The sequence below is a fragment of the Shinella zoogloeoides genome (assembly GCF_022682305.1).
GTDB lineage: Bacteria > Pseudomonadota > Alphaproteobacteria > Rhizobiales > Rhizobiaceae > Shinella > Shinella zoogloeoides_B.
In genome coordinates, this window is sequence record NZ_CP093528.1 from 3,314,821 (window position 1) to 3,339,409 (window position 24,589).

General features: G+C 60.9%; 20 protein-coding genes and 1 pseudogene. 13 read left to right on the plus strand and 8 right to left on the minus strand.

Annotated features, from left to right (window positions below; all coding sequences use genetic code 11):
- Positions 1-16 precede the first annotated feature (16 nt).
- The 4 genes from MOE34_RS16505 to MOE34_RS16520 all read right to left on the minus strand — a co-directional run bounded on the left by MOE34_RS16505 (position 17) and on the right by MOE34_RS16520 (position 4,586).
- A complete protein-coding gene (locus MOE34_RS16505; protein WP_009450497.1) occupies positions 17-1,039 on the minus strand; it encodes an FUSC family protein in 1,023 nt (340 codons plus the stop codon).
- A 9-nt stretch (positions 1,040-1,048) separates the two neighbouring features.
- Complete coding sequence (locus MOE34_RS16510) at positions 1,049-2,218, minus strand: HlyD family secretion protein (RefSeq protein ID WP_009450498.1); 1,170 nt, start codon at positions 2,216-2,218, stop codon at positions 1,049-1,051.
- Positions 2,219-2,255: 37 nt separating this feature from the next.
- Positions 2,256-3,452: a sodium/glutamate symporter gene (gltS, locus tag MOE34_RS16515; protein WP_035224722.1), complete on the minus strand. Its 1,197-nt coding sequence runs from the start codon at positions 3,450-3,452 to the stop codon at positions 2,256-2,258.
- Positions 3,453-3,929: 477 nt separating this feature from the next.
- On the minus strand, positions 3,930-4,586 hold the full coding sequence (locus tag MOE34_RS16520) for a TetR/AcrR family transcriptional regulator (RefSeq protein ID WP_009450501.1): 657 nt from the start codon (positions 4,584-4,586) through the stop codon (positions 3,930-3,932).
- 401 nt (positions 4,587-4,987) lie between these two features.
- On the opposite strand from MOE34_RS16520, the gene MOE34_RS16525 reads away from it, so the two are divergent.
- Both MOE34_RS16525 and MOE34_RS16530 read left to right on the plus strand, forming a co-directional pair.
- Positions 4,988-5,380 carry an HdeD family acid-resistance protein gene (locus tag MOE34_RS16525; protein ID WP_206366707.1) on the plus strand — a complete coding sequence of 131 codons (393 nt, stop codon included), beginning with the start codon at positions 4,988-4,990 and terminating at the stop codon, positions 5,378-5,380.
- Positions 5,381-5,424: 44 nt separating this feature from the next.
- Positions 5,425-6,459 carry an Lnb N-terminal periplasmic domain-containing protein gene (locus MOE34_RS16530; protein WP_160787895.1) on the plus strand — a complete coding sequence of 345 codons (1,035 nt, stop codon included), beginning with the start codon at positions 5,425-5,427 and terminating at the stop codon, positions 6,457-6,459.
- Between the two features lie 24 nt (positions 6,460-6,483).
- On the opposite strand, the gene MOE34_RS16535 is transcribed toward MOE34_RS16530, so the two are convergent.
- Positions 6,484-7,244 (minus strand): IS5 family transposase gene (locus MOE34_RS16535; protein WP_097142046.1). Its coding sequence is split into 2 segments (ribosomal slippage): positions 6,484-6,920 and positions 6,920-7,244, totalling 762 coding nucleotides; the frame shifts between segments, so codons are not numbered across the junction.
- Between the two features lie 499 nt (positions 7,245-7,743).
- Between MOE34_RS16535 and MOE34_RS16540 the strand changes: the two genes are divergently transcribed.
- From MOE34_RS16540 to arcC, 9 genes are all read left to right on the plus strand, one after another.
- Positions 7,744-8,811: an HlyD family secretion protein gene (locus MOE34_RS16540; RefSeq protein ID WP_242218615.1), complete on the plus strand. Its 1,068-nt coding sequence runs from the start codon at positions 7,744-7,746 to the stop codon at positions 8,809-8,811.
- Positions 8,808-11,594 (plus strand): ribosome-associated ATPase/putative transporter RbbA, encoded by a 2,787-nt coding sequence (rbbA, locus tag MOE34_RS16545; RefSeq protein ID WP_242218617.1) that lies wholly within the window; start codon positions 8,808-8,810, stop codon positions 11,592-11,594. The genes MOE34_RS16540 and rbbA overlap by 4 nt, the downstream gene beginning before the upstream one ends.
- A gap of 3 nt (positions 11,595-11,597) precedes the next feature.
- Positions 11,598-12,710: an ABC transporter permease gene (locus MOE34_RS16550; RefSeq protein WP_242218618.1), complete on the plus strand. Its 1,113-nt coding sequence runs from the start codon at positions 11,598-11,600 to the stop codon at positions 12,708-12,710.
- 85 nt (positions 12,711-12,795) lie between these two features.
- On the plus strand, positions 12,796-13,836 hold the full coding sequence (gene adhP, locus MOE34_RS16555) for an alcohol dehydrogenase AdhP (RefSeq protein ID WP_040672457.1): 1,041 nt from the start codon (positions 12,796-12,798) through the stop codon (positions 13,834-13,836).
- A 37-nt stretch (positions 13,837-13,873) separates the two neighbouring features.
- On the plus strand, positions 13,874-14,524 hold the full coding sequence (locus MOE34_RS16560; RefSeq protein WP_009450508.1) for a CBS domain-containing protein: 651 nt from the start codon (positions 13,874-13,876) through the stop codon (positions 14,522-14,524).
- Between the two features lie 361 nt (positions 14,525-14,885).
- Positions 14,886-16,319, plus strand: a complete 1,434-nt coding sequence (locus MOE34_RS16565) for a YfcC family protein (protein WP_009450511.1) — start codon at positions 14,886-14,888, stop codon at positions 16,317-16,319.
- 11 nt (positions 16,320-16,330) lie between these two features.
- Positions 16,331-17,557, plus strand: coding sequence for an arginine deiminase (gene arcA / locus MOE34_RS16570; RefSeq protein WP_009450512.1), 1,227 nt, complete (start codon positions 16,331-16,333; stop codon positions 17,555-17,557).
- Positions 17,558-17,569: 12 nt separating this feature from the next.
- Entirely contained in the window at positions 17,570-18,571 is a 1,002-nt protein-coding gene (gene argF, locus MOE34_RS16575) for an ornithine carbamoyltransferase (protein WP_009450513.1), read from the plus strand.
- A gap of 1 nt (position 18,572) precedes the next feature.
- A complete protein-coding gene (gene arcC, locus MOE34_RS16580) occupies positions 18,573-19,499 on the plus strand; it encodes a carbamate kinase (RefSeq protein ID WP_040672458.1) in 927 nt (308 codons plus the stop codon).
- On the opposite strand, the gene MOE34_RS16585 is transcribed toward arcC, so the two are convergent.
- Positions 19,483-19,986, minus strand: a complete 504-nt coding sequence (locus MOE34_RS16585) for a helicase-related protein (RefSeq protein ID WP_347342764.1) — start codon at positions 19,984-19,986, stop codon at positions 19,483-19,485. The genes arcC and MOE34_RS16585 overlap by 17 nt on opposite strands.
- A 142-nt stretch (positions 19,987-20,128) precedes the next feature.
- On the opposite strand from MOE34_RS16585, the gene istA (MOE34_RS16590) reads away from it, so the two are divergent.
- The gene (gene istA / locus MOE34_RS16590; RefSeq protein WP_431522391.1) at positions 20,129-21,625 is read left to right on the plus strand and encodes an IS21 family transposase; all 1,497 of its coding nucleotides are present in this window, start codon (positions 20,129-20,131) and stop codon (positions 21,623-21,625) included.
- Positions 21,622-22,107: pseudogene (locus tag MOE34_RS16595) on the plus strand (ATP-binding protein); the annotation flags it as partial. The gene istA (MOE34_RS16590) and the pseudogene MOE34_RS16595, both read left to right, overlap by 4 nt.
- Before the next feature lie 131 nt (positions 22,108-22,238).
- Here the strand turns inward: MOE34_RS16595 and istB are convergent.
- Both istB and istA (MOE34_RS16605) read right to left on the minus strand, forming a co-directional pair.
- Positions 22,239-22,997 carry an IS21-like element helper ATPase IstB gene (gene istB, locus MOE34_RS16600; RefSeq protein ID WP_242218626.1) on the minus strand — a complete coding sequence of 253 codons (759 nt, stop codon included), beginning with the start codon at positions 22,995-22,997 and terminating at the stop codon, positions 22,239-22,241.
- The gene (gene istA / locus MOE34_RS16605; protein ID WP_431522392.1) at positions 22,994-24,490 is read right to left on the minus strand and encodes an IS21 family transposase; all 1,497 of its coding nucleotides are present in this window, start codon (positions 24,488-24,490) and stop codon (positions 22,994-22,996) included. The genes istB and istA (MOE34_RS16605) overlap by 4 nt, the downstream gene beginning before the upstream one ends.
- Positions 24,491-24,589 lie beyond the last annotated feature (99 nt).

Here is a 24,589-nt window from a genome sequence, read left to right on the forward strand (position 1 = left end):
AAACCCTTGCTTTCGTTCAGCGCCGCAGGGTTGGTCGTTCCCACGCATTGGCCATGCTTTCGAGCGTCGCCGTCATCAGCGCTGCGACTGCGGTTCCGACGAAGGTCAGTGCCAGGCGGGTTAACGCTGCATAGGAAGGTTCCTGCGTGGTAAGGGCACCAACGATCAGTGACAGAGCGGCCGATGCGCTGAACTGGTAGACCATCGGAGGATGGCGGCCGATCATCATCATGGTGGCGAAATATAGCACCGTGAGAAAGACCAGACCGACCAGCATGAAGAAATGGGCGTTCAGGGTCATCAGGAACAGGGCGACACCCGCTGCGGATGCACCTAGCACCGTCGCAAAGATCCGTTCCCGGGCCTCTGCAAACAACTGCTCGCGTGTCGGGAAACACAGCACGAATATCGCGGCGATCGCCATCATCATGTTGGACATATCGATGAAGCTGTAGAGCCAGAAGCTGAGCCCGAGCAGGACGACCGCCCGGATGAGCGCCGATCGCACGTGATTGCCCGGTGCGGGCGTATATTCGTCGATCATTTTCTCCTGGGTAGCCGGCGGAATGAGGAGGTAAAGGACCGGAATCGCGATCAATGCGAGGATGCCCGCCTCGACCACCGAATCACTTAGGGCGTCGAGCGCAGTGATGGAGTTCATACCCAGGATAGAGGCGAGGCCAACGGACACCAGGATCAGCATCCCCATCGGGTTGCCGGTGCTCTGGATGAGATAGAACGCGACGAAATAGAGGCTGCCGACCGCGATCAGGAACGCCACCGGCCAAGACATGAGAAGGGTGAGCACGCCGCTTGCCAACCAAATCATCATGATGAGCGCCAGAGGACCTCCTATGGCTTTCTTCGGATCGAAGGCCTTGCGCATGCCGGCCATCAGGCCAAACGGCAGGGCCGCCATCAGCGCCGGCATAGAGGGCATGACAAAGGGTATCGCGCCCACCGAGATCACCGCAAGCAGCGCCATGCGCAAAGGAAAATTTGGGTCGTCGCGAAAGCTCGGCCGGGGCGAAACATACATGGCCCCACCTCAATACAGATAGGACAGAAGCGACTGGGCGCGGTGCAGGGCCATTGCGATCCACGCTGACGGATTGCTTTCGCCTGCGGCGTAGACCACGACGGTGGCCTTCGCGCCCACCCTGACGGTGCGAGGCCATTCCGAAAGCGCTCGATCGAGTTCAATGCGCACGGGAAACCGGCGGGCCGGCTCGAACCAGCGCGTTTCCGGCTCGTTCTGCACCAGACCGCTGGATGCGGTCCGTCCGGTATCGATGCCCCAGCCGACGCTGTGTACGGTCCCGGTAAAAATCTGCCCCGGCAAGGCATCGAAAAGCAGGCCCACCTTGTTGCCCGGCTCGATATTGGCGAGCTGGTTCTCGCGCATATCGGCCGTGATCCAGGCTCCCCTTCCGTCGATGAAGGTGAGAGCGGCCGAACCCGCGCTCACGTACTGGCCGACTGCTAGATCGAGATTCGTGACCACGCCGAGCGTCGGTGCCACGACCCGTGTGTAGATCAGGTCGAGCTGCGCCCTTTCCAGCTTGAGTCGAGCGGCCTTGATGCGCGGATTGCTGGCGCCCGCCGCCCCCAACTCGGCTTCCGCGCTAGACAGATCAGCCTCCGCCGCATCGACCTCCGCCTGCGCGACCTCGAGTTCCGCGCGAGATGCTTCCTCCTGCTTCCGCGCGGCAACACCACGCTGGACAAGGCTTTGCGTCCTGGCGTTCGAGGTCTTGGCGTTTTCGAATTTGGCCCTGGCCTGCGACACCTTGGCCTGTGCAGCGATCAGCGCCGCCGACGAGGCGTTGATTGACTGGGTCGCCTGTTCGAGTTCGACTTCCGCCTGCTGGACCGCGATCTCGAACGGGCGCGGGTCGACCACGTAAAGAAGATCGCCCTCCTGGACAATCGTATTGTCCTCAACGTGGACGCTGATTACCGGGCCTGAAACACGGGGCGCTAGTCGGGCAATGTAGCCGCTGACCGTGCCGCGGTCGGTATAGGGGGCGAGCTTGTCGGAAACGGCGTACCAGGCTACGAAGGCGACCATGAGCCCGATAACGAGCACGCCGACCCGGACTCCCGTCCTGGTCGGCCCCGCCTCGACCGGAGCGTCAGCCAACGCTTCGGGGGCACGGTCGGCGGGCCTGTCCTCAGAAGAGCCTGTCGGCAGGTCATGTTGGTTCTTATCATCCATTTTTTTCTCTTGGGGTTCGGACGAAACGTAGCCGGCGCTATCCTGCGAATATGGCGATCACGACCGCATTGACGAGGTCGATGAAGAAGCCGCAGACGAGCGGCACGACGATGAAGGCCCTGTGCGCCGCGCCATATTGCTGGGTGACGGCCGTCATGTTGGCGATGGCAGTGGCAGTGGATCCGAGCGTGATGCCTCCGAAGCTGGCAGATATCACGGCCGCTTCGTAGTCACGCCCCATGGCGGGAAAGACGATGAAAACCGTGTAGACGATCGTGAGCGCGATCTGCACCGCGAGCGCGGCGACGACAAAGGTGAAGACGCCGCTCAACTGCCACAGTTGCAGGCCCATCAGCGCCATCGTCAGGAACAGGCCGAGAGAGAGGTCGGACAGAAGCGACAATCCTTGTCGCACGCCGGGCCAGATGCGGGTGATGGCCGCCCCGGCTGCCAGCGGCATCAGATTGCGGATTGCAATGCCGGCCAGCAGGCAACTGACGAAGGTCGGGAGTCTGAAGCCCGTCAGCGCGATCAGGGAGTCGAGCGCCATGCCGAGCATGACCGCGACATTGAGCGCCAGGATCGCCCAGAGCAGGCAGAAATAGTCCATCTTCGGCTCCGGCTCCTCATGGGCGGCGCCGACGTCGATATCTGCGTCGCCCGAGGTGACGATTCCATTGCGGCGGATCAGCAGGGCGGCCATGGGGCCGCCGATCACACATGCCGCGATCAGCCCGACCGTGTTGCTGGCGATGCCGAGCTCCATCGCGTTGGCGATCCCGAGGTCCCCGACGAAGATCGGCGCCCAGGCGACCGTGGTGCCGACCCCGCCCGTCAGCGAGACGGACCCGACCATCAGGCCGGCCTTCGGATCGAGCCCGAACAATGCGGCGATCCCCATCCCCGTGACGTTCTGGATGAGCATGAACGCGGTTGCGAGCGCGAGCAGCACGATGAGCGGCCTGCCGCCCTGCAAAAGGGTGGCCGTATCCGACTTCAGACCGATGCTGGCGAAGAACAGCAGTAGCAGGTGGTCACGCACGCCGAGTTCGAACTGGATTCTCCAGCCCGCAATCCAGTAGGCCAAAGCCACTAGCAAGGCGCACAAAATGCCGCCGACAACAGGCTCCGGTATCGAGTACTTTCGCAGCACCGCGATGTTCATCGTCAAGATCTTGCCCACGATGAGGAGCAGGACCGCAATCGTGAAAGATAGAAAGGGGCTAACTTGAATCATCTTTTTCGGCGGACTTCCATTGATTGATTTCTGGCGGGACCATCCCTGAGCGTGCGCAGACAACCCATTCCAGTGGTGGCCTTTCGATTCCATGCGTTTGCAGAAGAGGCTCGGGTCATCGGCTTACTGCCGATCCGAGCGCGTTACCTGCCGCGCGGCCAAGTCTTTCGACCTGCTCGCCGATGCTGCGCCGCATAGTCGATTCGAAAACAGTGATCGGCGCACTGACGGCCACGCTCGCCGCTACGCCGACGGTCTGCGCTGCTTGCATCGCCCCCGCCCCGAGGTGGTCCCCCAGACCAACGTCGGCATCGATGCTCGCGTGTCTCGTCGCCGCCCCCAGCGCACCCACCTGCGTGACGCCTTCAACCGTGGCTCTGCTCGGAACCATTGTGTCCTGAGATCGGGAAGCACAGTCCGAAACAGGCAGCCAGCGTGTTATTGCGCGGCGTTTTCCGATCGTGTGGATGCCACTCATAGTTCCATCTCAATTCCTCGGACGAAGATATCGATGGTGCGTTCAAGGGCGGCCCGGTCTATCCCCGCGATCCCCGGCGGCGTCCGCTGAAGAACGGCCTGCCGCAGTTGCGGTATCATCGTGATGGACAGGAATATCTCCGCATCACGGGCCAGACCGGGTTCACTTGCACCGTGGTCGCGCAGCACGGCCATTACCTCCTCGCGGATCGGCGGCATTCCATACTGGCCGACGAGACTCGCCAACTTCGGAAACTGCCACGACTCGCCAACAACAACTCTTTCCAGGGAAATGATGAGCGGATCAGTCGCTACTTCTAGAATGCGCAACGACAAAGCCAGCAGCTTGTCCCGCGGAGTCTTGCCCGACAACTGCTCCGTGACGATATTCGATAGGCCCGTGTTTACAACATCGAGGACAATCGCTTCGAAAAGTGCGGCCTTGCCTGGATGGCGCGAATAAAGAGTCCGCTTGGAAATTCCAATTTCCGCGGCGATCGCGTCCATGCTCGTCTGCGCAAACCCGTCTCGCAGGAACAGCTTGCGCGCAGCCGCCATGATCCGGGCCGATATGCGTTCAGACTCCGCCGGTGTCGGCCGTCCGCCGTGGTGGCTCGCCACACGCGCATGATTGATCTTGTCGGTCGGCGTCATTGAAGCGCTTTTTGCTACGTTGCCTTATGAACAGGGATTGGCAGGGAATGCCTCCGGAGACGGAACATTCCTTCAGATGCCGCTCCTTGACGAGCTGGCTAGTTAAACGATACGGTTTCGTTTACTTTGTTTTATATAGAATTTCAACCGTTTTGCATCCGGGGTTTACGGCTTGGGTGCGGCGATCGCGAATCGCTCTGCGCCGCACAGACATAAGGAGAGCTGCATGGCAGCATTGAACTCATTGAAGCTCACTCGGGACGATCTCGAACGTCTGCGATCGAGATGGGAGGTGCTGAGCGGCGCAGGCATCGCCCTTGCGGCAGTTGGAGTACTGGCGCTCGCCAATGTCCTCACGGCCAGTTTTCTTCGTCGGTGCGATGATGCTCGTCGGAGGCTCCGTGCAGGTCATCTGCGCCTTCAACGTCAAAGGTTGGAGACAGTTCGCCGGCTGGCTGCTGATCGGTGCCTTTTACATCGTCGCCGGTCTGTTCGCATTTGCCAACCCGCTTCTCGCCTCGACGATCCTGACGCTGCTTTTTTCTCTGAGCATCATCACGGCGGGCGCTATGCGTATCGTTACCGGCTTTGCGTTGCGACCCGCGCAAGGATGGGGCTGGCTAGTGCCGGCGGGTATTATTGCATTCGTCGCCGGGGCGATCGTGATTGCCGGATGGCCTGTCAATAGCCTGTGGCTGATCGGGGCGCTGCTGGCGTTCGATCTCCTTTTCAACGGCTTGGCCATGATCATTTTTGCCTTTGCGCTGAGGCGGCGACCACAGTCACCCGCTTGAGTTTCTTTCGCCACCTTTGGGAGGGCGCGTGCCATGGAGAGACAATGAGCGACCGCGTCAGGCCAGACCTCGCCCTCACGACCGAAAGCCGCTCACGCTCGCGTGTCGGCCGTGCCTTGCTGGCCCTCGCCGTCATGTCGGTATCGATCTGGAGGATGCTGGCGATCTGGCATCAGGTTGAGCCACCATTCACCTGGCCCTCCCTAGCAGCCGCTGCGGCGGCAGCGCTCGCCATCCTTGTCGTTGGAAGGCGCCGGCGGCTGTCGCCCTGGCTCCTGCTCGTCCTCGAAGTCTTCATCATCGCGGTCTGGTGGAGTTCGATCACGCCATTGAATGATCGCAACTGGGCGGCCGATGTGGCTCATGGCGTGACCGGCGAAATCAGCGGATCGCAGGTGACGCTCCGCAACGTCCGGAACTTCGAATGGCGTAGCGCCGAGGACTTCATGCCGCGCTGGGAGACGCGCCGCTACGACCTTAACGAAATCGGCCAAGTTGATCTGATCAGCTCCGTATGGGCGAACCCCGCCATCGCGCACACCCTGATCAGCTTCGGCTTTTCCGACGGCCGGCATCTGGTGTTCTCTGCCGAGATCCGGCGGGAAGAGCATGAGTCGTTTTCCGAAATCGGCGGATTTTTCCGCGAGTTCGAACTGGTCATGATCGCGGCAGAGGAGAACGACATCGTCCGCTTGCGCACCAATATCCGCAAGGAGGAGGTTTCCCTTTTCCCTCTCGAGGTGACACCCGAGCAGGCCAGGGCGCTGTTCCTGTCCTATCTCGGAAAGGCGAATGAACTGGCCGCCGAACCACGATTCTACCACACGATCACGACCAACTGCACGACGGTGATCTTCCAGCTGGCACAGCTTCTGGAGCCGCGCATTCCCACGGACTGGCGCATCCTTTTCTCGGGCTATCTTCCCGACTATCTCCATGATCTCGGGGTCATCCGGACAGATCGTCCGCTACAGGAACTGAAACGGGAGGCCGTGATCAGCGACATCGCCCGGCAGACCTCTTCCTTGGCCGACTACTCCCGAACCATCCGCTCACGACAAATCGGCGTCCACCGTTGACATTCTAGGGTCAGGACTCATTGATCAGAGCCAGAAGATAACGGTTGCAGCGAGAGCGATGGCGGAGAGGAAGACCATTGGGCATCTGTCGTAGCGCGTAGCGACACGCCGCCAGTCTTTGAGACGCCCGAACATGATCTCGATCCGGTTGCGCCGTTTGTAGCGGCGTTTGTCGTATTTGATGGTTTTGTTGCGGGACTTCCGCCCCGGAATGCAGGGGGTGATCCCCTTCGCCTGTAAAGCGTCACGATACCAGTCGGCATCATAGCCACGGTCGGCCAGTAGCCATTTGGCCTTGGGAAGTTCATCAAGCAAGGCGGCAGCACCGGTGTAATCGCTGATCTGACCGGCCGTAATGAAGAAGCTGACCGGGCGACCATTCGCATCCGTGACGGCATGAAGCTTGGTGTTCATGCCGCCTTTCGTGCGTCCAATCAGGCGGCCCGCACCCCCTTTTTTACCCGCAGGCTGGAAGCTGTGCGGTGGGCCTTGAGATAGGTCGCATCGATCATGATGGTCTTGTGCTCTGCAGCTTCAGGCACAGCCAGGCCCTCCATCATCTGGATAAAGATGCCCTTGTCGCTCCAGCGTTTCCAGCGGTTATACAAGGTCTTCGCCGGACCATATTCCCTCGGCGCATCACACCACCGGAGGCCGTTGCGATTGACGAAAATGATGCCGCTCAGAACACGCCGATCATCGACACGCTGGCGGCCATGGCTCTTGGGGAAATAGGGCTGAAGACGGGCCATTTGCTCCTCCGTCAGCCAGAACAAATTACTCATCAGTCGGGCTCCTATCCGCCCGTCTGAATCATAGCCGTCAATTCAAATCAATGGGTCCTGACCCTAGTCATCGAGTGATGATATGCTCGCGATTTCAAGACAAGCGTTGATGAGGCTGGGGCGAGTAGCAGTTCTTCACGCAAACACTCTGGTGAGCCATGAAGAACGTGCAAAAAAACCCGTCTACGACGAGCTTTCTATTAGGTTTGAATCTCGAGACCACAAGGCAGATTAGTTGCAGGCCGTGCGAAGGCAGCAGAGCGCCGCGACGGCTCATTCTCACCCGACTTCCACGCTCTCTCGATTATCGCGCGCAATCAATCGCTCGTTCGCACCCGGGAAAGGAAGCGGGACCGTCTCGTGTTTACCCGAGCGCCGCTTTCCGTGACCAACACAGGGTCTTTTCCATGACAATGAAATTTCGCATGATGACCTCAGATAGTCTCCATAGCCATCCGCGGTACGCTCGTGCGGCCGCTCCGCAAGGGGAGGTCCGCGCGTGAAATCGCTCAAGAACTGGATAGTCGCGATCGTCGTCATTGCCGTGGTCGCCGGAGCCTATTACGGCTTGCGCATTTATGATGCATCGGGGCTGCCGGCCGGGATCGCCGGCGGAAACGGTCGGATCGAGGCCACGGAAATCGATATCTCCACGAAGACCGCGGGCCGGATCAAGGAGATCCTGGTCGAGGAAGGCGCATTCGTGAGCGCCGGTCAGGTGCTCGCTACCATGGACACACAGCAGCTGGAGGCGCAGAAAAAACAGGCAGAAGCCTCGCTGCAGCGCGCCGTCATCAGCGTCGATACGGCAAGAAGCCTTCTGTCGCAGCGCGAGGCGGAGCGTGAAGCTGCCGCTGCGGTGATCGGCCAACACGAAGCCGAGCAGGATGCTGCCGAGCGGAAACTCGCACGCACCGAGCAACTGATCAGAACCAATACGACATCGCTGCAAACACTTGATGACGACAGGGCATCGGCACAGAGAGCACGGGCAGCCGTCGCGGCTGCGAAGGCTTCACTTTCCGCCTCCGATGCTGCCATCGGTGCCGCCAAGGCCCAGATCACTGATGCAGAAGCTTCTGTCGTGGCCGCCCAGGCGGCCATCGAAAGCATCGTTGCGGATATCAATGACAGCACGCTGAGATCACCCCGCGAAGGGCGCGTACAGTACCGCGTAGCCCAGCCGGGCGAAGTGCTGTCGTCGGGAGGCCGCGTCCTCAACATTGTCGACCTGAGCGACGTTTACATGACTTTCTTCCTGCCAACCGAGCAAGCGGGCCGCATTCAGATGGGATCCGAGGTTCGTCTCGTTCTCGACGCCGCCCCTCAGTACGTCATCCCCGCCACGGCAAGCTTCGTGGCGGACGTCGCACAGTTCACACCGAAAACGGTCGAGACAGAGGAGGAGCGTCAGAAGCTGATGTTCCGCATCAGGGCGAAAATATCGCCGGAACTGCTGCGCGAGCATATTCAGTACGTCAAGACGGGGCTCCCGGGGATGGCATATGTCCGCATCGCGCAGGATGCCGAATGGCCTGCGCACCTCACCGAGGCCCTGGTGAAATGAGACGCTTGTCGGAAGGAGAGCACGACGCGCAGGAATCTCCTTCCGCCGTCGTAAAAATCAAGGATGTCAGCCTGTCTTACGGCAAGACGCGCGCGCTCGATACTGTTGGCCTCGACATTCCCGCCGGCATCATGGTCGGGCTGATAGGCCCGGACGGCGTCGGAAAATCCAGTCTGCTCAGCCTGATTGCGGGCGCCCACAAGATCCAGGACGGCCATATTGATGTGCTAGGCGGCGACATCGCCGACAAGAAGCACCGCGACCGGACCTGCCCGCAGATCGCTTACATGCCCCAGGGTCTCGGAAAGAACCTCTACCCGACACTGTCGGTGTTCGAGAACATCGAGTTTTTCGCGCGCCTGTTCGGCCAGGACAAGCGCGAGCGTGAACTCCGCATCGACGACCTGCTCCGGCGTACCGGGTTGGCCCCCTTCCCCGACCGCCCGGCCGGCAAACTGTCGGGCGGTATGAAGCAGAAGGTCGGACTTTGCTGCGCCCTGATCCACGACCCGGATCTGCTGATCCTCGACGAACCGACGACAGGCGTGGATCCCCTGTCACGCAGGCAATTCTGGGAGCTGATCGACGATATCCGCCGCGACCGCCCGTCGATGAGCGTCGTCGTCGCGACCGCCTATATGGAAGAGGCGCAGCGCTTCGATTGGCTGGTTGCCATGGATGACGGCAAGATCCTTGCCACGGGTACGCCGCAGGAGTTGCTCGCCCGCACCGGAGCGGCCAATCTCGATGCCGCCTTCGTCGCCCTTCTTCCTGAAGAAAGGCGTTCCGGTCACCACGAGGTGGTCATACCGCCCCGATCCGATGAGGGAGGGTCGGACTTCGCCATCGAAGCCGAACACCTGACCATGCGTTTCGGCGACTTCACCGCCGTCGACAATGTCAGCTTCCAGATTCCGCGCGGCGAAATCTTCGGGTTCCTCGGCTCGAACGGCTGCGGCAAGACCACGACCATGAAGATGCTCACCGGCCTCCTGCCGGCGAGCGAGGGAACCGCAAAGCTGTTCGGCCACGAGGTCGATCCGAAAGATATCGAGGTAAGGCGGAAGGTCGGCTATATGAGCCAAGCCTTCTCGCTCTACACCGAGCTTACGGTCCGCCAGAACCTCGACTTGCACGCCAGGCTCTTCAACCTGCCGCCCGATAAAATTCCGACGCGCATTGCGGACATGGCCGAACGTTTCGACCTCGATGAGATCATGGATACGTTGCCGGATGCGTTGCCGCTCGGCATCCGGCAGAGATTGTCGCTCGCCGTGGCGATGATCCACGCGCCCGACATTCTGATCCTGGACGAACCCACATCGGGCGTCGATCCGGTGGCGCGCGACGGGTTCTGGCAGATCCTCTCCGACCTGTCGCGCAAGGATGGCGTGACGATCTTCGTTTCGACCCATTTCATGAACGAAGCCGAGCTTTGCGACCGGATTTCACTCATGCATGCCGGCAAAGTGCTTGTCAGCGACACGCCACGCGGCATCATCGAAAAGCGTTCAGCTGGGACGCTGGAGGAAGCCTTCATTTCCTATCTGGAGGAGGCTATCGGCGACAAGACTTCACCAGCGTCCGCCCCAATCGCGCAGCGTGAAGAGGCGGATGAAGCCGCCGCGCCCCCGCCGGCTTCATCCGCCAGCTCGACTTTCAACCTACGCCGTATGCTCGCCTATACGCGGCGGGAATCGCTCGAACTGCGCCGGGATCCGATCCGCGCGACGCTCGCCATTTTCGGCAGCGTCATTTTGATGTTCGTCGTGGGCTTCGGCATCAACATGGATATCGAGAACCTGTCCTTTGCCGTGCTCGACCGGGACGACACCACGATCAGCCGCGACTACACACTCCAGATCGCCGGATCCCGCTATTTCACGGAGAAGGCGCCGATCGTCGATTACAACGACCTCGATCGACGCATGCGCAATGGCGAACTCAGCCTCGCACTGGAGATCCCGCCAGGCTTCGGGCGCGATGTCGCGCGGGGCACCAAGGTCGAAATCGGCGCCTGGATCGACGGTGCAATGCCTTCGCGGGCCGAGACTGTGCGGGGTTATGTGCAAGGCATGCATCAGACATGGCTCACCCAGAAGGCACGTGAACTCTATGGCGACGCGGCAACCACCGGCACCTTCCAGATCGCCCTTCGATACCGCTACAATCCGAGCGTCGAGAGCCTCAAGGCCATGGTGCCGGCCGTCATCCCGATGCTGTTGATGATGATCCCCGCCATGCTCGCCGTTCTGAGCGTCGTGCGCGAAAAGGAACTCGGCTCTATCATCAATTTCTACGTGACGCCCGTCACTCGGGTGGAGTTCCTCCTCGGCAAGCAGTTACCCTATATCGCGCTTGCCATGCTCAACTTCTTCATGTTGACGGCCTTCGCGATCTTCGTGTTCCAGGTGCCGGTGACAGGCAGCTTCCTGACGCTGACCGGTGCTGCACTTCTCTACGTCACGGCGGCGACCGGGCTGGGACTTCTCATTTCCACCTTCATGAACAGCCAGATTGCTGCGATCTTCGGGACCGCGTTGATCACACTCATTCCGGCCGTCCAGTATTCCGGAATGATCGATCCGGTCTCCTCGCTGGAGGGGGCCGGCGCATTTATCGGACAGATCTATCCGGCGACCTACTTCGTCACGATCGCACGCGGTACGTTCTCCAAAGCGCTAGAGTTCAGCGATCTCGCGGCGTCCTTCATCCCGCTCCTGATCGCTGTCCCGGTTCTTCTCGCCAGCAGCGCGGCGCTCCTCAAGAAACAGGCGGGGTGATCCATGCGCTTGGCCAATATCGTTCAACTCGGCGTCAAGGAACTGCGCGGTCTCGCCCGGGACCCTATGCTTGTCGTCCTTATCCTCTATGCCTTCACCCTGTCGATCTACACGGCATCGACCTCGATGCCCGAGACGCTCAACAAGGCTGCCATCGCCATCGTCGACGAAGACCAGTCGCCGGTCTCCTCCCGCATCCTGACCGCGTTCTATCCGCCTTACTTTTCCATTCCCAAGATCATATCGCAGCATGAGATGGACAGTCGCATGGATGCGGGGCTCGACACCTTCGCCCTCGACATTCCCCCGAATTTCCAGCGTGATCTGCTTGCCGGTCGAACGCCGACGATCCAGCTCAATGTCGACGCCACCCGCATGTCGCAGGCCTTCAGCGGCGGCGGCTATATCCAGTCCATCGTCTCCAGCGAAGTCAGCGAATATCTCAACCGCTACCGGGGAACCACCGAGGTTCCTGTGGATCTCGCTCTGCGTTCTCGCTTCAACCAGGAGCTCAACAAGGGTTGGTTCGGCGCCATTTCCAATGTGATCTCGTCGATCACGATGCTTTCGATCGTGCTCACGGGCGCGGCGCTCATACGTGAACGCGAGCATGGCACCATCGAGCATCTTCTCGTGATGCCGGTGACGCCGACCGAGATCATGCTGAGTAAGATCTGGTCGATGGGGCTGGTCGTGCTTGTTGCCTCAGCCGTGTCGATCGTGTTCGTCGTGCAGGGGATTCTTCAGGTGCCGATCCAGGGCTCTGTCGGACTTTTTCTGGCAGGCGCCGCGTTGCAGCTCATCGCCACCACATGCATGGGAATTTTCCTCGCCACCATCGCAGGCTCGATGCCGCAGTTCGGCCTTCTGCTGATGCTGGTCCTGCTTCCGCTTCAGGTCCTGTCGGGTGGTGTCACGCCGCGCGAAAGCATGCCACAGGTCATTCAGGACATCATGCTCGCAGCGCCAAACACCCACTTCGTGATCCTTGCGCAATCGATCCTGTTTCGCGGCGCGGGCATAGATGTGGTCTGGCCACAGCTGCTGGCTCTCGTGCTGATCGGCGCGGCGCTCTTTGTGTTTGCGCTCCGCCGCTTCCGAACCTTCTTGCAATAAGTGAGGCCGCGGTGATCCGCGCAGCCTTATCCAGGTAATCGATCGAAATACAGCAGCGATTTATTCGAACGGGAGGTTTGTCGTCATGCAAGGACTTATGAAAGCTGCAATTGTTCATGAATTCGGAAAGCCACTGTTGATCGAAAACGTTCCGATACCCGTACCCGGCCCGGGCGAACTGCTGGTGAAAGTGGCCGCCTGTGGCGTGTGCCACACCGATCTGCATGCCGCCTCCGGCGACTGGCCGGTCAAGCCATCCCTGCCCTTCATTCCCGGCCATGAGGTAGCAGGCACCGTCGCGGCACTCGGTCCAGGTGTCACGGACTTTGTAATCGGCGATGCCGTCGGCATCGCATGGCTCCATGACGCCTGCATGCGGTGCGAACATTGCGAAACCGGCTGGGAGACGCTTTGCAAGCATCAACACAATACGGGCTACAGCTGCGATGGAGGCTTCGCGGAATACGCGATTGCCAATGCTGCATTCGCCGCAAGACTGCCTGACGACGTTGATTTCGCGGCGGTCGCGCCTATTCTCTGCGCCGGGGTCACGACTTACAAAGGGCTCAAGGAAACCGAAGCGCGACCCGGGCAATGGGTCGCAATCTCCGGCATCGGCGGCCTGGGCCAGGTAGCCATCCAATACGCCAAAGCAATGGGACTGAAGGTCGTTGCACTGGATTTGGCGTCTGAGAAGCTCACATTGGCCAGAAGAACCGGAGCCGATCTGGCGCTTGACGCGCGGTCCCCGGACGCCATCGCCGAGGCCCTCGAAGCAACAGGCGGCGGAGCACACGGAGTGCTCGTCACCGCGGTATCGCCTCCGGCGTTCTCGCAGGCGCTCCAGCTCGTTCGACGAAAAGGCACCGTTGCTTTGGTCGGATTGCCGCCAGGCGAATTCGCGACCCCTATTTTCGATGTCGTCCTGAAGCGCATAACCGTGCGGGGCTCAATCGTCGGCACGCGCCGGGATCTTGACGAGGCCATCGCCTTTTTTGCCGAAGGCAAAATCAAGGCTCAGGTCACGCCGGCGCCGCTTGAGGACATCAACCGGATATTTCAGGAGCTGAAAGCCGGCCGCGTCGACGGCCGTGTGGTTCTCGACATGACAGGCAAGGCAGCCTGATCAGTTTGGCGCTGCGGTTTTTGAAAAGGGGTTAGACATGATCACATCCGACATCATGACGCGGGACGTTGCCACGATCAGTGTGGATGCTCATGTGCGTCACGCTGTTTCAGTCATGCTGGAGCGTGGCGTCAGCGGTCTGCCGGTGACGGATAGCGACGGAAAGCTCGTTGGGATCATTACGGAAGGCGATCTGATGTCCCGCAAGGAGATCGGAAGGTCTTTGCTCGATCGGCAGGACCATCCGATGACCGATGAGAACGATCTTAAAAATTACATTCATTGCAACAGCTGGCGCGTTGGTGATGTCATGTCCCCGGAAGTTGTGACAGTAGCTGATACCACCTCCTTGGCGACGGTGACCGAGATGATGCTGAGCCGCAACATCAAGCGTATTCCGGTAACGTCCGACCGTGCGGTTATCGGGATCGTCAGCCGCCGCGACCTTTTAAAGGCGACCTCCTTTTCGGGTATCGAACACATTGCGCGTGGAGACGAAGGTATCAGGCTTGCAGCTTCGGCGCGTATCCGCAATGACCTCGGATTTGATCCGGAAAGGCTGAAGATCGACGTGCACGGCGGGACGGTCGCGGTCACCGGAGTACATTTGACAGATCTTCAACTCCGGGCCGTGAAATGTGTCATCGAGGGCATACCGGGTGCGAGCTTCTCCGGCAAACCGACTTGATATTGTCTTCGCCCAAACCGATGTTGATCGATATCTACGCTTGGCATCCGGTATACCTTACCTGACTGCGCCGGATATCGAAGCGCGGCTCCTTTCCCAGAATTCGGTCAGCAAGCAGACAATGCAGCGCGAGATCGTTGACCGACGCTTTGGTTGAACACAACAGCCCAGGAATCAGCCTTCGGGAAAGTGCCATAGCGTTGAATTCTACTAGTCATCATCTGTTGACTCAGATCAATTCCCTGGCCTAGAAAATAAGCAATGGTCACTTTGGCTCGATGGAGAAGCCTTTCTCTGTTCCGGAGCATTCGCTTGCGGTCAGATGCCAGCTTAGCTTGTCAACTATTTCCTGGGAGGGGGTATGAGCACTGTTTCTGAAGCACCGGAGGAACGACGTTTTCAGTTCCCAACCGCATTCACCATCCTCTTTGGCTTGATCGTTCTAGTCGCCGCACTCACATGGATCATACCGGCCGGGCAGTACGACCGTGTTCAGAATGCGGCCCTGAACAAGCAAGTGCCCGTCGCCGGGACCTATGCGGTCGCTGAGCCGGCGCCGCAGGGGATAGTCGACATCATCATGGCGCCAATCCGCGGGTTCTACGACCCCGCAGCCGGCACCGCAAACGCCATCGATGTCGCTCTTTTCGTCCTGGTGATTGGCGGGTTCATCGGGGTCGTCACCTCGACAGGCGCGATAAATGCCGGAATCGAGCGCGCTATGGCCAAGCTCAAGGGACGGGAAAAGTGGATGATCCCGTTCCTGATGGCGCTGTTTGCCTTCGGCGGCACCACCTATGGAATGGCCGAAGAAACGCTCGCTTTCTATATGCTGCTGATCCCGATTATGATCGCCGCGCGATATGACGCGGTTACCGCCGTCGCCATCATCCTCCTTGGAGCAGGCGTTGGTGTCTTGGGGTCCACGGTCAACGCATTTGCCACCGTTATCGCCTCTGACGCGGCCGGCGTGCCGTTCACGCAAGGGCTGGTTTTGCGCGTCGTCATTCTCGGGCTGAGCTGGCTCGCCTGCGTTGCCTACGTCATGCGCTATGCGGAACGGGTTCGGCTCGATCCGAGCAAATCGCTCGTCTACGACATGAAAGCCGACAACGAGAAGCTTTTCCTCAGCGCTCATCACGAGGGGACGATCGACTTCACCCTGGTACACAAGGTCGTGCTTGCGGTCTTCGGCATCACCTTCGTGGTGATGATCTGGGGTGTGCTCAAGGGCGGCTGGTGGATGGGCGAGATGAGCGGTCTCTTCCTCGCCTCCGCCATTGTCATAGGCGTCATTGCGCGAACGGGTGAGAAGAACTTCACGGATGCCTTCGTTAACGGAGCACGCGACCTTCTCGGTGTTGCCCTGATCATAGGTCTGGCGCGCGGCATCGTTGTCATCATGGATGAGGGCAAGATTACCGACACCATACTGCATTGGGCCGAAGGTTCGGTCGCAGGCCTCGGCAAGGTCGCCTTTATCAACGTGATGTACTGGCTTCAGATCCTGCTGTCGTTCTTCGTGCCGTCGTCGTCGGGTCTTGCAGTCCTGTCGATGCCGATCATGGCCCCGGTCGCCGATTTTGCCGGCGTGGGCCGCGATCTGGTGGTCACTGCCTATCAGTCGGCGAATGGCATCGTGAATCTCATTAATCCGACCTTCGCCGTGGTCATGGGTGCGCTCGCCATAGGTCGCATCCCATACGAACGGTGGCTGCGCTTCATGTGGCCGCTTCTCGTGATCCTCACCGTCATCATCATGGCGAGCCTCAGCATCGCCGCCATCATCGTCTGAAGGAGATTGTCATGCCCCACGCCTACGGAGTCCATTCCGAGGTCGGCAAGCTTCGGCGCGTTCTGGTCCATCGACCTGGGGCAGCGCTTGCCCGGCTCACCCCGTCGAATTGCCACGAACTGCTCTTCGACGACGTCATCTGGGTCAAGCAGGCCCGCGTCGAGCATCTGACCTTCGTGGACGCCATGCGCCATCGCGGCGTCGAGGTCGTGTTTCTGCGCGAGATGCTGGTAGAAACGCTACAGATTCCCGAGGCTCGCCGATGGCTTCTTGAACGGCGGGTCAATGACGACACGGTTGGCGTCGGCTTCGCCGATGATCTCAGGGCGCATCTGATGGAGATCGAGGCGGACGCCCTTTCCCTGATCCTGCTGGGCGGACTGAGCAAGACGGAGTTACCGATCAAAAGCGCCGGCCTTCTCGCCGAAACGCTGCGGCCGGAGGATTTTGTCCTGCCGCCGCTTCCCAATCACCTCTTTACCCGTGACACGACCTGCTGGATCTATGGCGGCGTCACGCTCAATCCGATGCGCTGGAACGCGCGCAAGCTCGAGACCGTCAACATCGCCGCCATCTATCGCTTCCACCCGGATTTCCGCGACATGGGCTTCCCGGTCTGGTGGGGCGATCCCGACAAGGACCACGGCCTTGCCACTCTCGAGGGGGGCGACGTCATGCCGATCGGCAACGGAACGGTTCTTGTGGGCATGGGCGAGCGGACGACACCACAGGCCGTCGGTCAGCTCGCGCGGTCGCTGTTCGCACAGGGCGGCGCGGAAAGAGTGATCGCCTGCAAACTGCCTATCGAGCGCGCCTCCATGCACCTCGACACCGTCTTCAGCTTCTGCGACCGCGATCTCGTGACGCTGTTTGCGGATGTCGCCCACAAGATCGAGCCCTATTCCATTCGTCCGGGCGAGCGCGAAGGCACGATCGATGTACGCAAGGAAGAGCGGCCGCTCGTAGAGGTCGCGGCCGAGGTGCTGGGGCTGAAGCAGTTGCGCGTGGTCGAGACGGGCGGCGATGCCTATGTCGCTGAACGCGAGCAATGGGATGACGGCAACAACGTCGTGGCGCTCGAGCCTGGCGTCGTCGTCGCTTACGACCGCAACACCTACACCAACACCCAACTGCGCAAGGCAGGCGTAGAGGTCATCACCGTGCCGGGCGCCGAACTCGGCCGCGGCAGGGGTGGCGGTCATTGCATGACGTGCCCCCTCATCCGGGATCCGGTTTAAAGGAGGTCTATCATGCCCGTTAACCTGAGAGGTCGCAGTGTCCTGAAGCTGCTCGATTTCACGCCGGACGAGATCCGTTTCCTGCTCAAACTGTCAGCTTCGCTCAAGCAGGCGAAATATGGCGGCTACGAGGAGCAACGCCTGAAAGGCAAGAACGTCGCGCTGATCTTCGAGAAGGATTCGACGCGCACACGCACGGGTTTCGAGGTGGCCGCCTATGACCAGGGCGCCCACGTTACCTATCTCGGGCCAACCGGCACCCAGATCGGCAAGAAGGAGTCGATGAAGGATACCGCCCGCGTTCTCGGGCGGATGTATGACGGCATCGAGTATCGCGGCTTCGGACAGGAACAGGCGGAAACCTTGGCGGCCTATGCCGGCGTTCCGGTCTACAACGGACTGACCGACGAGTTCCATCCGACGCAGATTCTCGCCGATTTCCTGACCATGCGGGAATACACGCGCAAGCACCTGTCCCAGGTAAGTTTCGCCTTCCTCGGTGACGCCGGAAACAACATGGGCAACTCGCTGCTGGCAGGCGCCGCGCAGATCGGCATGGATGTGCGCCTCGGCGCGCCGAAAGCCTGCTGGCCTGAGGACCATTTGGTGCGTCAGTGCCAGGAGATCGCAGCCAGGACCGGTGCGAAGATCGCCCTGACCGAAGATCCTTACGAGGCCGTCAACGGCTGCGATTTCGTCTACACCGATGTGTGGGTGTCAATGGGGGAGCCGGACTCGGTCTGGAAGGAACGCATTGAACTGCTCACACCCTATCGTGTCACCGCTGGCATCATGGCGGCGACGGGCAATCCGCATGCGAAATTCATGCACTGCCTGCCCGCGTTCCACAATCGCGAGACCGAGGTCGGCGAGAAGATCTTCCAGCAATACGGCATCGACAGCATGGAAGTGACCGAAGAGGTCTTCGAGTCCGAAGCGTCCATCGTCTTCGACCAGGCGGAAAACCGAATGCACACGATCAAGGCCCTGCTGGTCGCAACCTTGGGGTCGTGACATGAGGGTCGTGATAGCACTGGGCGGTAATGCGCTCCTCAAGCGCGGCGAGCCAATGACGGCCGATGCGCAACGCACCAACGTTCGCAAGGCGGCCGCAGCGATGGCCGATCTGGCGCGCGACCATGACATCGTGGTCGCCCATGGAAACGGACCACAGGTCGGTCTCCTCGCCTTGCAGGCGGCGGCCTACAAAGACGTCGACCCCTATCCGCTCGATGTCCTGGGTGCAGAGAGCGTCGGCATGATCGGCTATCTGGTCGAGCAGGAGCTGACCAATGCGATGCCTGCGGGTTCAAGGATCGCGACACTGCTGACCCAGATCGAGGTGGACCGGGACGATCCCGCCTTCGCTCGCGCGGAAAAGCCGATAGGTCCGGTCTACACGCAGAACGAGGCGCTAAAGGCGAAAGAGGCATATGGCTGGCCGATGGTAGAAGAAGCGCAGGGCCGCTGGCGCCGGGTCGTCCCGTCACCACTACCTCAGCATATTACCCAGATCGAGACGATCAGGCTCCTTGTGGAGGCTGGCGTCACTGTCATCTGCGCCGGCGGTGGAGGTATCCCGGTCATGCGCGAAGCCGATGGGACGCTTCGGGGACTGGAAGCGGTGATCGACAAGGACAAAGCAGCCGGGCTTCTCGCCAGGGCGCTCGGGGCCGACGCTTTCCTGATGCTGACCGACGTGGACGCCGTTTATGAGGGGTGGGGAACGGTGGATAGGCGGCCGATCCGCAAAGTAACGCCTGCCGAATTGACCAGCGATATGTTCGCGGCCGGGTCCATGCGACCGAAAGTCGAAGCGGCGTGCGATTTTGCGAACGCGGGCGGGATTGCTGGAATAGGCCGGCTTGAAGATGCGCGCGGGATTCTAGAAGGGCGGCAAGGCACGTTGGTGACGCTTCAGGCGATCAATCCAGCGAGCTGATATCGCAAGCTGAGAGCGGCGGCGAAAAATCCGGCACTGCGCGCCGAACGCGGTCAGCGCAGGTTCGTTTGTCATCTATCACCTCTGACCGACCTGGAACGGGACGCAGGACATCGCCATGCAACTGCGCCCTCAGTTCCAGCCAACGCGCCTTGAGAACCTGCCAGTTGTGATCGTCGTATGTGCCACTGACGACAACAGGGTGAACCCGAATGCGGGGCGGGAGACCATCACCATGATCCCTCCATTTCCGCCATTCGCGAAGCCAAAGACTGTTCTTGCGATCCACACGCCCAATCTGCTGCTCGACAATGCCGGGATTCCACTCCGCGTGCAGTAGAATCACTGTGCGACAGGCCTCATGCAGATTCAGGCCCTCACGCCCGACGCGGGATTGCGCGAGTAGCACCATCGGCCAACTGGACGACCGGTTGAATGCAGATTGCAGCATACGCCGCGTTTGCGGTGCGGTTGCGCCTGACATCATCCTGGCGAAGTTGCCCTCGCTGAGAGCGGCGGTGCAAAAGTCGGCCACGGTAGCGGCGGCATAATGCTGCTGCGGGCGGAGTAAAATCCGGCCACCTATTTCCTTTCTGCAACGAGTGCAGGGGGGACAGGGGATCTACACCGTGGAACTTTATCTGAGGGTTCGGCTGGCTGTTTCAGAAGGAATGACGAAGCGCCAGGCAGCTAAGCATTTCAACATATCGCGCGACAGCGTGGCCAAGATGGTGGCCTATTCGACGCCGCCCGGCTATCAGCGGCGATCACCGATCCGGCGTCCGAAGCTGGATGCATTCGTTTCGACGATCGACCATTGGCTCGATGAAGACCTGAAGGTGCCGCGCAAGCAGCGCCATACGGCCAAGCGGGTGTTCGACCGCCTGCGCGACGAATGCGGGTTCACCGGCGGCTACACGATCATCAAGGATTATATGCGCGAGCGTGATCAGCGCCGCCAGGAGGTGTTCGTGCCGCTGTCGCATCCGCCCGGCCATGCGCAGGCGGACTTCGGTGAGGCGACGGTCGTGATTGGCGGCGTGGAGCAGAAGGCGCGCTTCTTTGTGCTCGATCTGCCGCATAGCGACGGGTGCTATGTGCGGGCCTATCCGGCGGCGGTGGCCGAAGCCTGGGTCGATGGCCACATCCATGCGTTCGCGTTCTTCGGGGCCGTACCGCGGTCGATCGTCTATGACAACGACCGCTGCCTTGTGGCGAAGATCCTGTCGGACGGCACACGCAAGCGGGCAGCGCTGTTCAGCGGCTTTCTGTCCCACTATCTGATCCGGGATCGCTACGGTCGTCCGGGGAAAGGCAACGACAAGGGGAATGTCGAGGGTCTCGTGGGCTATGCCCGTCGCAACTTCATGGTACCGATCCCACAGTTCCCGACATGGGATGCGTTCAACGCTTTTCTGGAAGAGCAGTGCCGCAAACGCCAGCGCGACAAGCTGCGGGGCGAGAGCGAGACGATCGGAGAACGGCTGCAGCGCGATCTTGCGGCCATGCGTCCCTTGCCGGCGTCGTCGTTTGATGCCTGCGATCAGGCCAGCGCTGTTGTGACTGCCCAGTCGCTGGTGCGCTACAAGACGAACGACTATTCCGTGCCGGTCGCCTACGGCCATCAGGACGTCTGGGTTCGGGGCTATGTCAATGAGGTGGTAATCGGCTGCCGCGGCGAGATTATCGCGCGTCATCCGCGATGCTGGGAACGCGAAGACGTCGTCTTCGATCCCATCCATTACCTGCCGCTGATCGAGCAGAAGATCAATGCGCTGGATCAGGCAGCGCCACTCCAGGGCTGGGACCTGCCGGAGGAGTTCGCGACGCTGCGCCGGCTGATGGAAGGCCGCATGGCCAAGCATGGGCGGCGGGAATATGTGCAGGTTCTCCGTCTCCTGGAAAACTTCGACCTTCCCGATCTACATGCAGCGGTGAAGCAGGCGATACAGCTCGGTGCGATCGGCTTCGATGCGGTCAAGCATCTGATCCTGTGCCGGGTCGAGCGCCGGCCGCCGCGATTGGACCTGGCGATCTATCCCTACCTGCCAAGGGCGACGGTCGAGAAGACCTCGGTAAAAGCGTATATGCGCCTCCTGTCGTCTGATGCGGGAGAAGCGGCATGAGCACCGAAGCACCAGAGATCCTGCTCGCCCATTATCTCAAGACCCTGAAGCTGCCGACCTTCCAGCGGGAGTACCAGAAGCTGGCCCGGCTATGTGCCACTGAAGGTGTCGATCATGTCGGATATCTCTTCCGGCTTGCCGAGCGGGAGATGATCGAACGCGATCGCCGCAAGGTCGAACGCCGGATCAAGGCGGCCAAATTCCCGGTCGTCAAAAGCTTGGATAGCTTCGACTTTACCGCCATACCTAAGCTGAACAAGATGCAGGTGCTGGAACTGGCCCGATGCGAATGGATCGAGCGCCGCGAGAACGTCATCGCCCTGGGCCCCAGCGGCACGGGTAAGACGCATGTGGCTCTCGGCCTCGGCCTGGCCGCATGCCAGAAAGGCTTGTCCGTCGGCTTCACGACGGCCGCCGCCCTGGTCAGTGAGATGATGGAGGCGCGTGATGAGCGGCGTCTGCTTCGGTTCCAGAAGCAGATTGTCAACGGCGGAGTAAAAACCGGCCACGGGGCGGAGCAAAAGTCGGCCACCTTGGCGCGCGCCTGAGACCGCCGGGAGGGCGTAGCCCGAGGGGGGGTCCCCGGCGCCCGCGGCGATTTTCAGAGAAGGCGTCAGCCGGCCTTTCGGGCGCGGCTTTGGGCGAGACGGTAGCTGTCGCCGTTCATCTCGAGGATGTTGACGTGGTGGGTGATGCGATCGAGCAGGGCGCCGGTCAGACGCTCGGACCCCAGGGTTTCCGTCCATTCGTCGAAAGGCAGATTGCTGGTGATCATGGTCGCACCGCGCTCGTAACGCTGGGAGATCAACTCGAACAACAATTCCGCGCCGGTCTTGGACAGCGGCACGAAGCCCAGCTCATCGATGATCAGCAGCTTGTAGGCTGCCATCTGCTTTTGGAAACGGAGCAGACGCCGCTCGTCACGCGCCTCCATCATCTCACTGACCAGGGCGGCGGCCGTGGTGAAGCCGACGGACAGCCCCTTCTGGCAGGCCGCCAGTCCGAGGCCGAGTGCGACATGCGTCTTGCCCGTGCCGCTGGGGCCGAGAGCGATCACGTTCTCGCGGCGGTCGATCCACTCGCAACGTGCCAGCTCCAGCACTTGCATCTTGTTCAGCTTGGGGATGGCTGTGAAGTCGAAGCTGTCGAGGCTTTTGACGACAGGGAATTTGGCCGCCTTGATCCGGCGTTCGACCTTGCGGCGATCGCGTTCGATCATCTCCCGTTCGGCAAGCCGGAACAGGTAGTCGATGTGGTCGACGCCCTCGGTGGCGCATAACCGGGCCAGCTTCTGATACTCGCGCTGGAAGGTCGGCAGCTTCAGGGTCTTGAGATAGTGGGCAAGCAGTATCTCGGGTGCTTCGGTGCTCATGCCGCTTCTCCCGCATCAGACGACAAAAGCCGCATGTAGGCTTTCGCCGAGGTCTTCTCGACCGTCGCCCTCGGCAGGTAGGGATAGATCGCCAGGTCCAGTCGAGGTGGCCGTCGCTCGACCCGGCACAGGATCAGATGCTTGACCGCATCGAATCCGATTGCGCCGAGCTGGATTGCCTGCTTCACCGCCGCATGCAGGTCGGCGAGCTCGAAGCTCTCCAGCAGGCGCAGAACCTGAACGTATTCCCGCCGACCATGCTTGGCCATGCGGCCTTCCATCAGCCGGCGCAGCGTAGCGAACTCTTCCGGCAGGTCCCAGCCTTGCAGAGGGGCGGCCTGATCCAGGGAATTGATCTTCTGCTCGATCAGCGGCAGGTAGTGGATAGGGTCGAAGACGACGTCTTCCCGATCCCAGCACCGCGGATGGCGAGCAATGATCTCGCCACGGCAGCCGATCACCACCTCGTCGACATAGCCCCGCACCCAGACGTCCTGATGACCGTAGGCGACCGGCACGGAATAGTCGTTGGTCTTGTATCGCACCAGGGACTGGGCCGTTACGCTGGTGCTGGCCTGATCGCAGGCATCGAAGGGTGATGTCGGCAATGGACGCATGGCCGCCAGATCCCGCTGCAGGCGCTCGCCGATCGTCTCGCTCTCGCCGCGCAGCCTGTCGCGCTGGCGTTTGCGGCACTGCTCCTCCAGAAAGGCGTTGAACGCATCCCATGTCGCAAACTGCGGGATCGGCACCATGAAGTTGCGCCGGGCGTAGCCCACAAGGCCCTCGACATTCCCTTTGTCATTGCCCTTTCCCGGCCGCCCATAGCGATCCCGGATCAGGTAGTGGGACAGGAAGCCGCTGAACAACACCGCCCGCTTGCGTGTACCGTCGGGCAGGATCTTTGCGACCAGGCAACGGTCGTTGTCGTAGACGATCGACTGCGGCACGCCCCCGAAGAAGGCAAATCCATGGATGTGACCGTCCACCCAGGCCTCGGCCACCGCCGCCGGATAGGCCCGAACATAGCAGCCATCACTATGCGGAAGATCCAGCACGAAGAAGCGGGCCTTCTGTTCCACACCGCCGATCACCACCATCGCCTCGCCGAAATCGGCCTGCGCGTGGCCCGGCGGATGGGCAAGTGGCACGAACACTTCCTGCCGGCGCTGATCCCGCTCGCGCATGTAGTCCTTGATGATCGTGTAGCCGCCGGTGAACCCGCACTCGTCGCGCAGGCGGTCAAATACCCGCCTGGCCGTATGCCGCTGCTTGCGCGGCACCTTCAGGTCCTCGTCGAGCCAATGCTCGATCGTCGAAACAAACGCATCCAGCTTCGGACGCCGGATCGGTGATCGCCGCTGGTAACCGGGTGGCGTCGAATACGACACCATCTTCGCCACGCTGTCGCGCGATATGTTGAAATGCTTCGCCGCCTGACGCTGCGTCATCCCTTCCGAAACAGCCAGACGAACCTTCAGATATAGTTCCACGGTGTAGATCCCCTGTCCCTCCTGCGATCATTGCAGAAGGAAGATAGGTGGCCGGATTTTACTCCGCCCGCAGCAGCATTATGCCGCCGCTACCGTGGC

Coding starts and splice junctions, on each gene's coding strand:
- MOE34_RS16505 (WP_009450497.1), bottom strand. CDS start 1,039: ATGTATGTTTCGCCCCGGCCGAGCTTTCGCGACGACCCAAATTTTCCT.
- MOE34_RS16510 (WP_009450498.1), bottom strand. CDS start 2,218: ATGGATGATAAGAACCAACATGACCTGCCGACAGGCTCTTCTGAGGAC.
- MOE34_RS16520 (WP_009450501.1), bottom strand. CDS start 4,586: ATGACGCCGACCGACAAGATCAATCATGCGCGTGTGGCGAGCCACCAC.
- MOE34_RS16530 (WP_160787895.1), top strand. CDS start 5,425: ATGAGCGACCGCGTCAGGCCAGACCTCGCCCTCACGACCGAAAGCCGC.
- rbbA (WP_242218617.1), top strand. CDS start 8,808: ATGAGACGCTTGTCGGAAGGAGAGCACGACGCGCAGGAATCTCCTTCC.
- MOE34_RS16550 (WP_242218618.1), top strand. CDS start 11,598: ATGCGCTTGGCCAATATCGTTCAACTCGGCGTCAAGGAACTGCGCGGT.
- adhP (WP_040672457.1), top strand. CDS start 12,796: ATGCAAGGACTTATGAAAGCTGCAATTGTTCATGAATTCGGAAAGCCA.
- MOE34_RS16560 (WP_009450508.1), top strand. CDS start 13,874: ATGATCACATCCGACATCATGACGCGGGACGTTGCCACGATCAGTGTG.
- MOE34_RS16565 (WP_009450511.1), top strand. CDS start 14,886: ATGAGCACTGTTTCTGAAGCACCGGAGGAACGACGTTTTCAGTTCCCA.
- arcA (WP_009450512.1), top strand. CDS start 16,331: ATGCCCCACGCCTACGGAGTCCATTCCGAGGTCGGCAAGCTTCGGCGC.
- argF (WP_009450513.1), top strand. CDS start 17,570: ATGCCCGTTAACCTGAGAGGTCGCAGTGTCCTGAAGCTGCTCGATTTC.
- arcC (WP_040672458.1), top strand. CDS start 18,573: ATGAGGGTCGTGATAGCACTGGGCGGTAATGCGCTCCTCAAGCGCGGC.
- MOE34_RS16585 (WP_347342764.1), bottom strand. CDS start 19,986: ATGATGTCAGGCGCAACCGCACCGCAAACGCGGCGTATGCTGCAATCT.
- istB (WP_242218626.1), bottom strand. CDS start 22,997: ATGAGCACCGAAGCACCCGAGATACTGCTTGCCCACTATCTCAAGACC.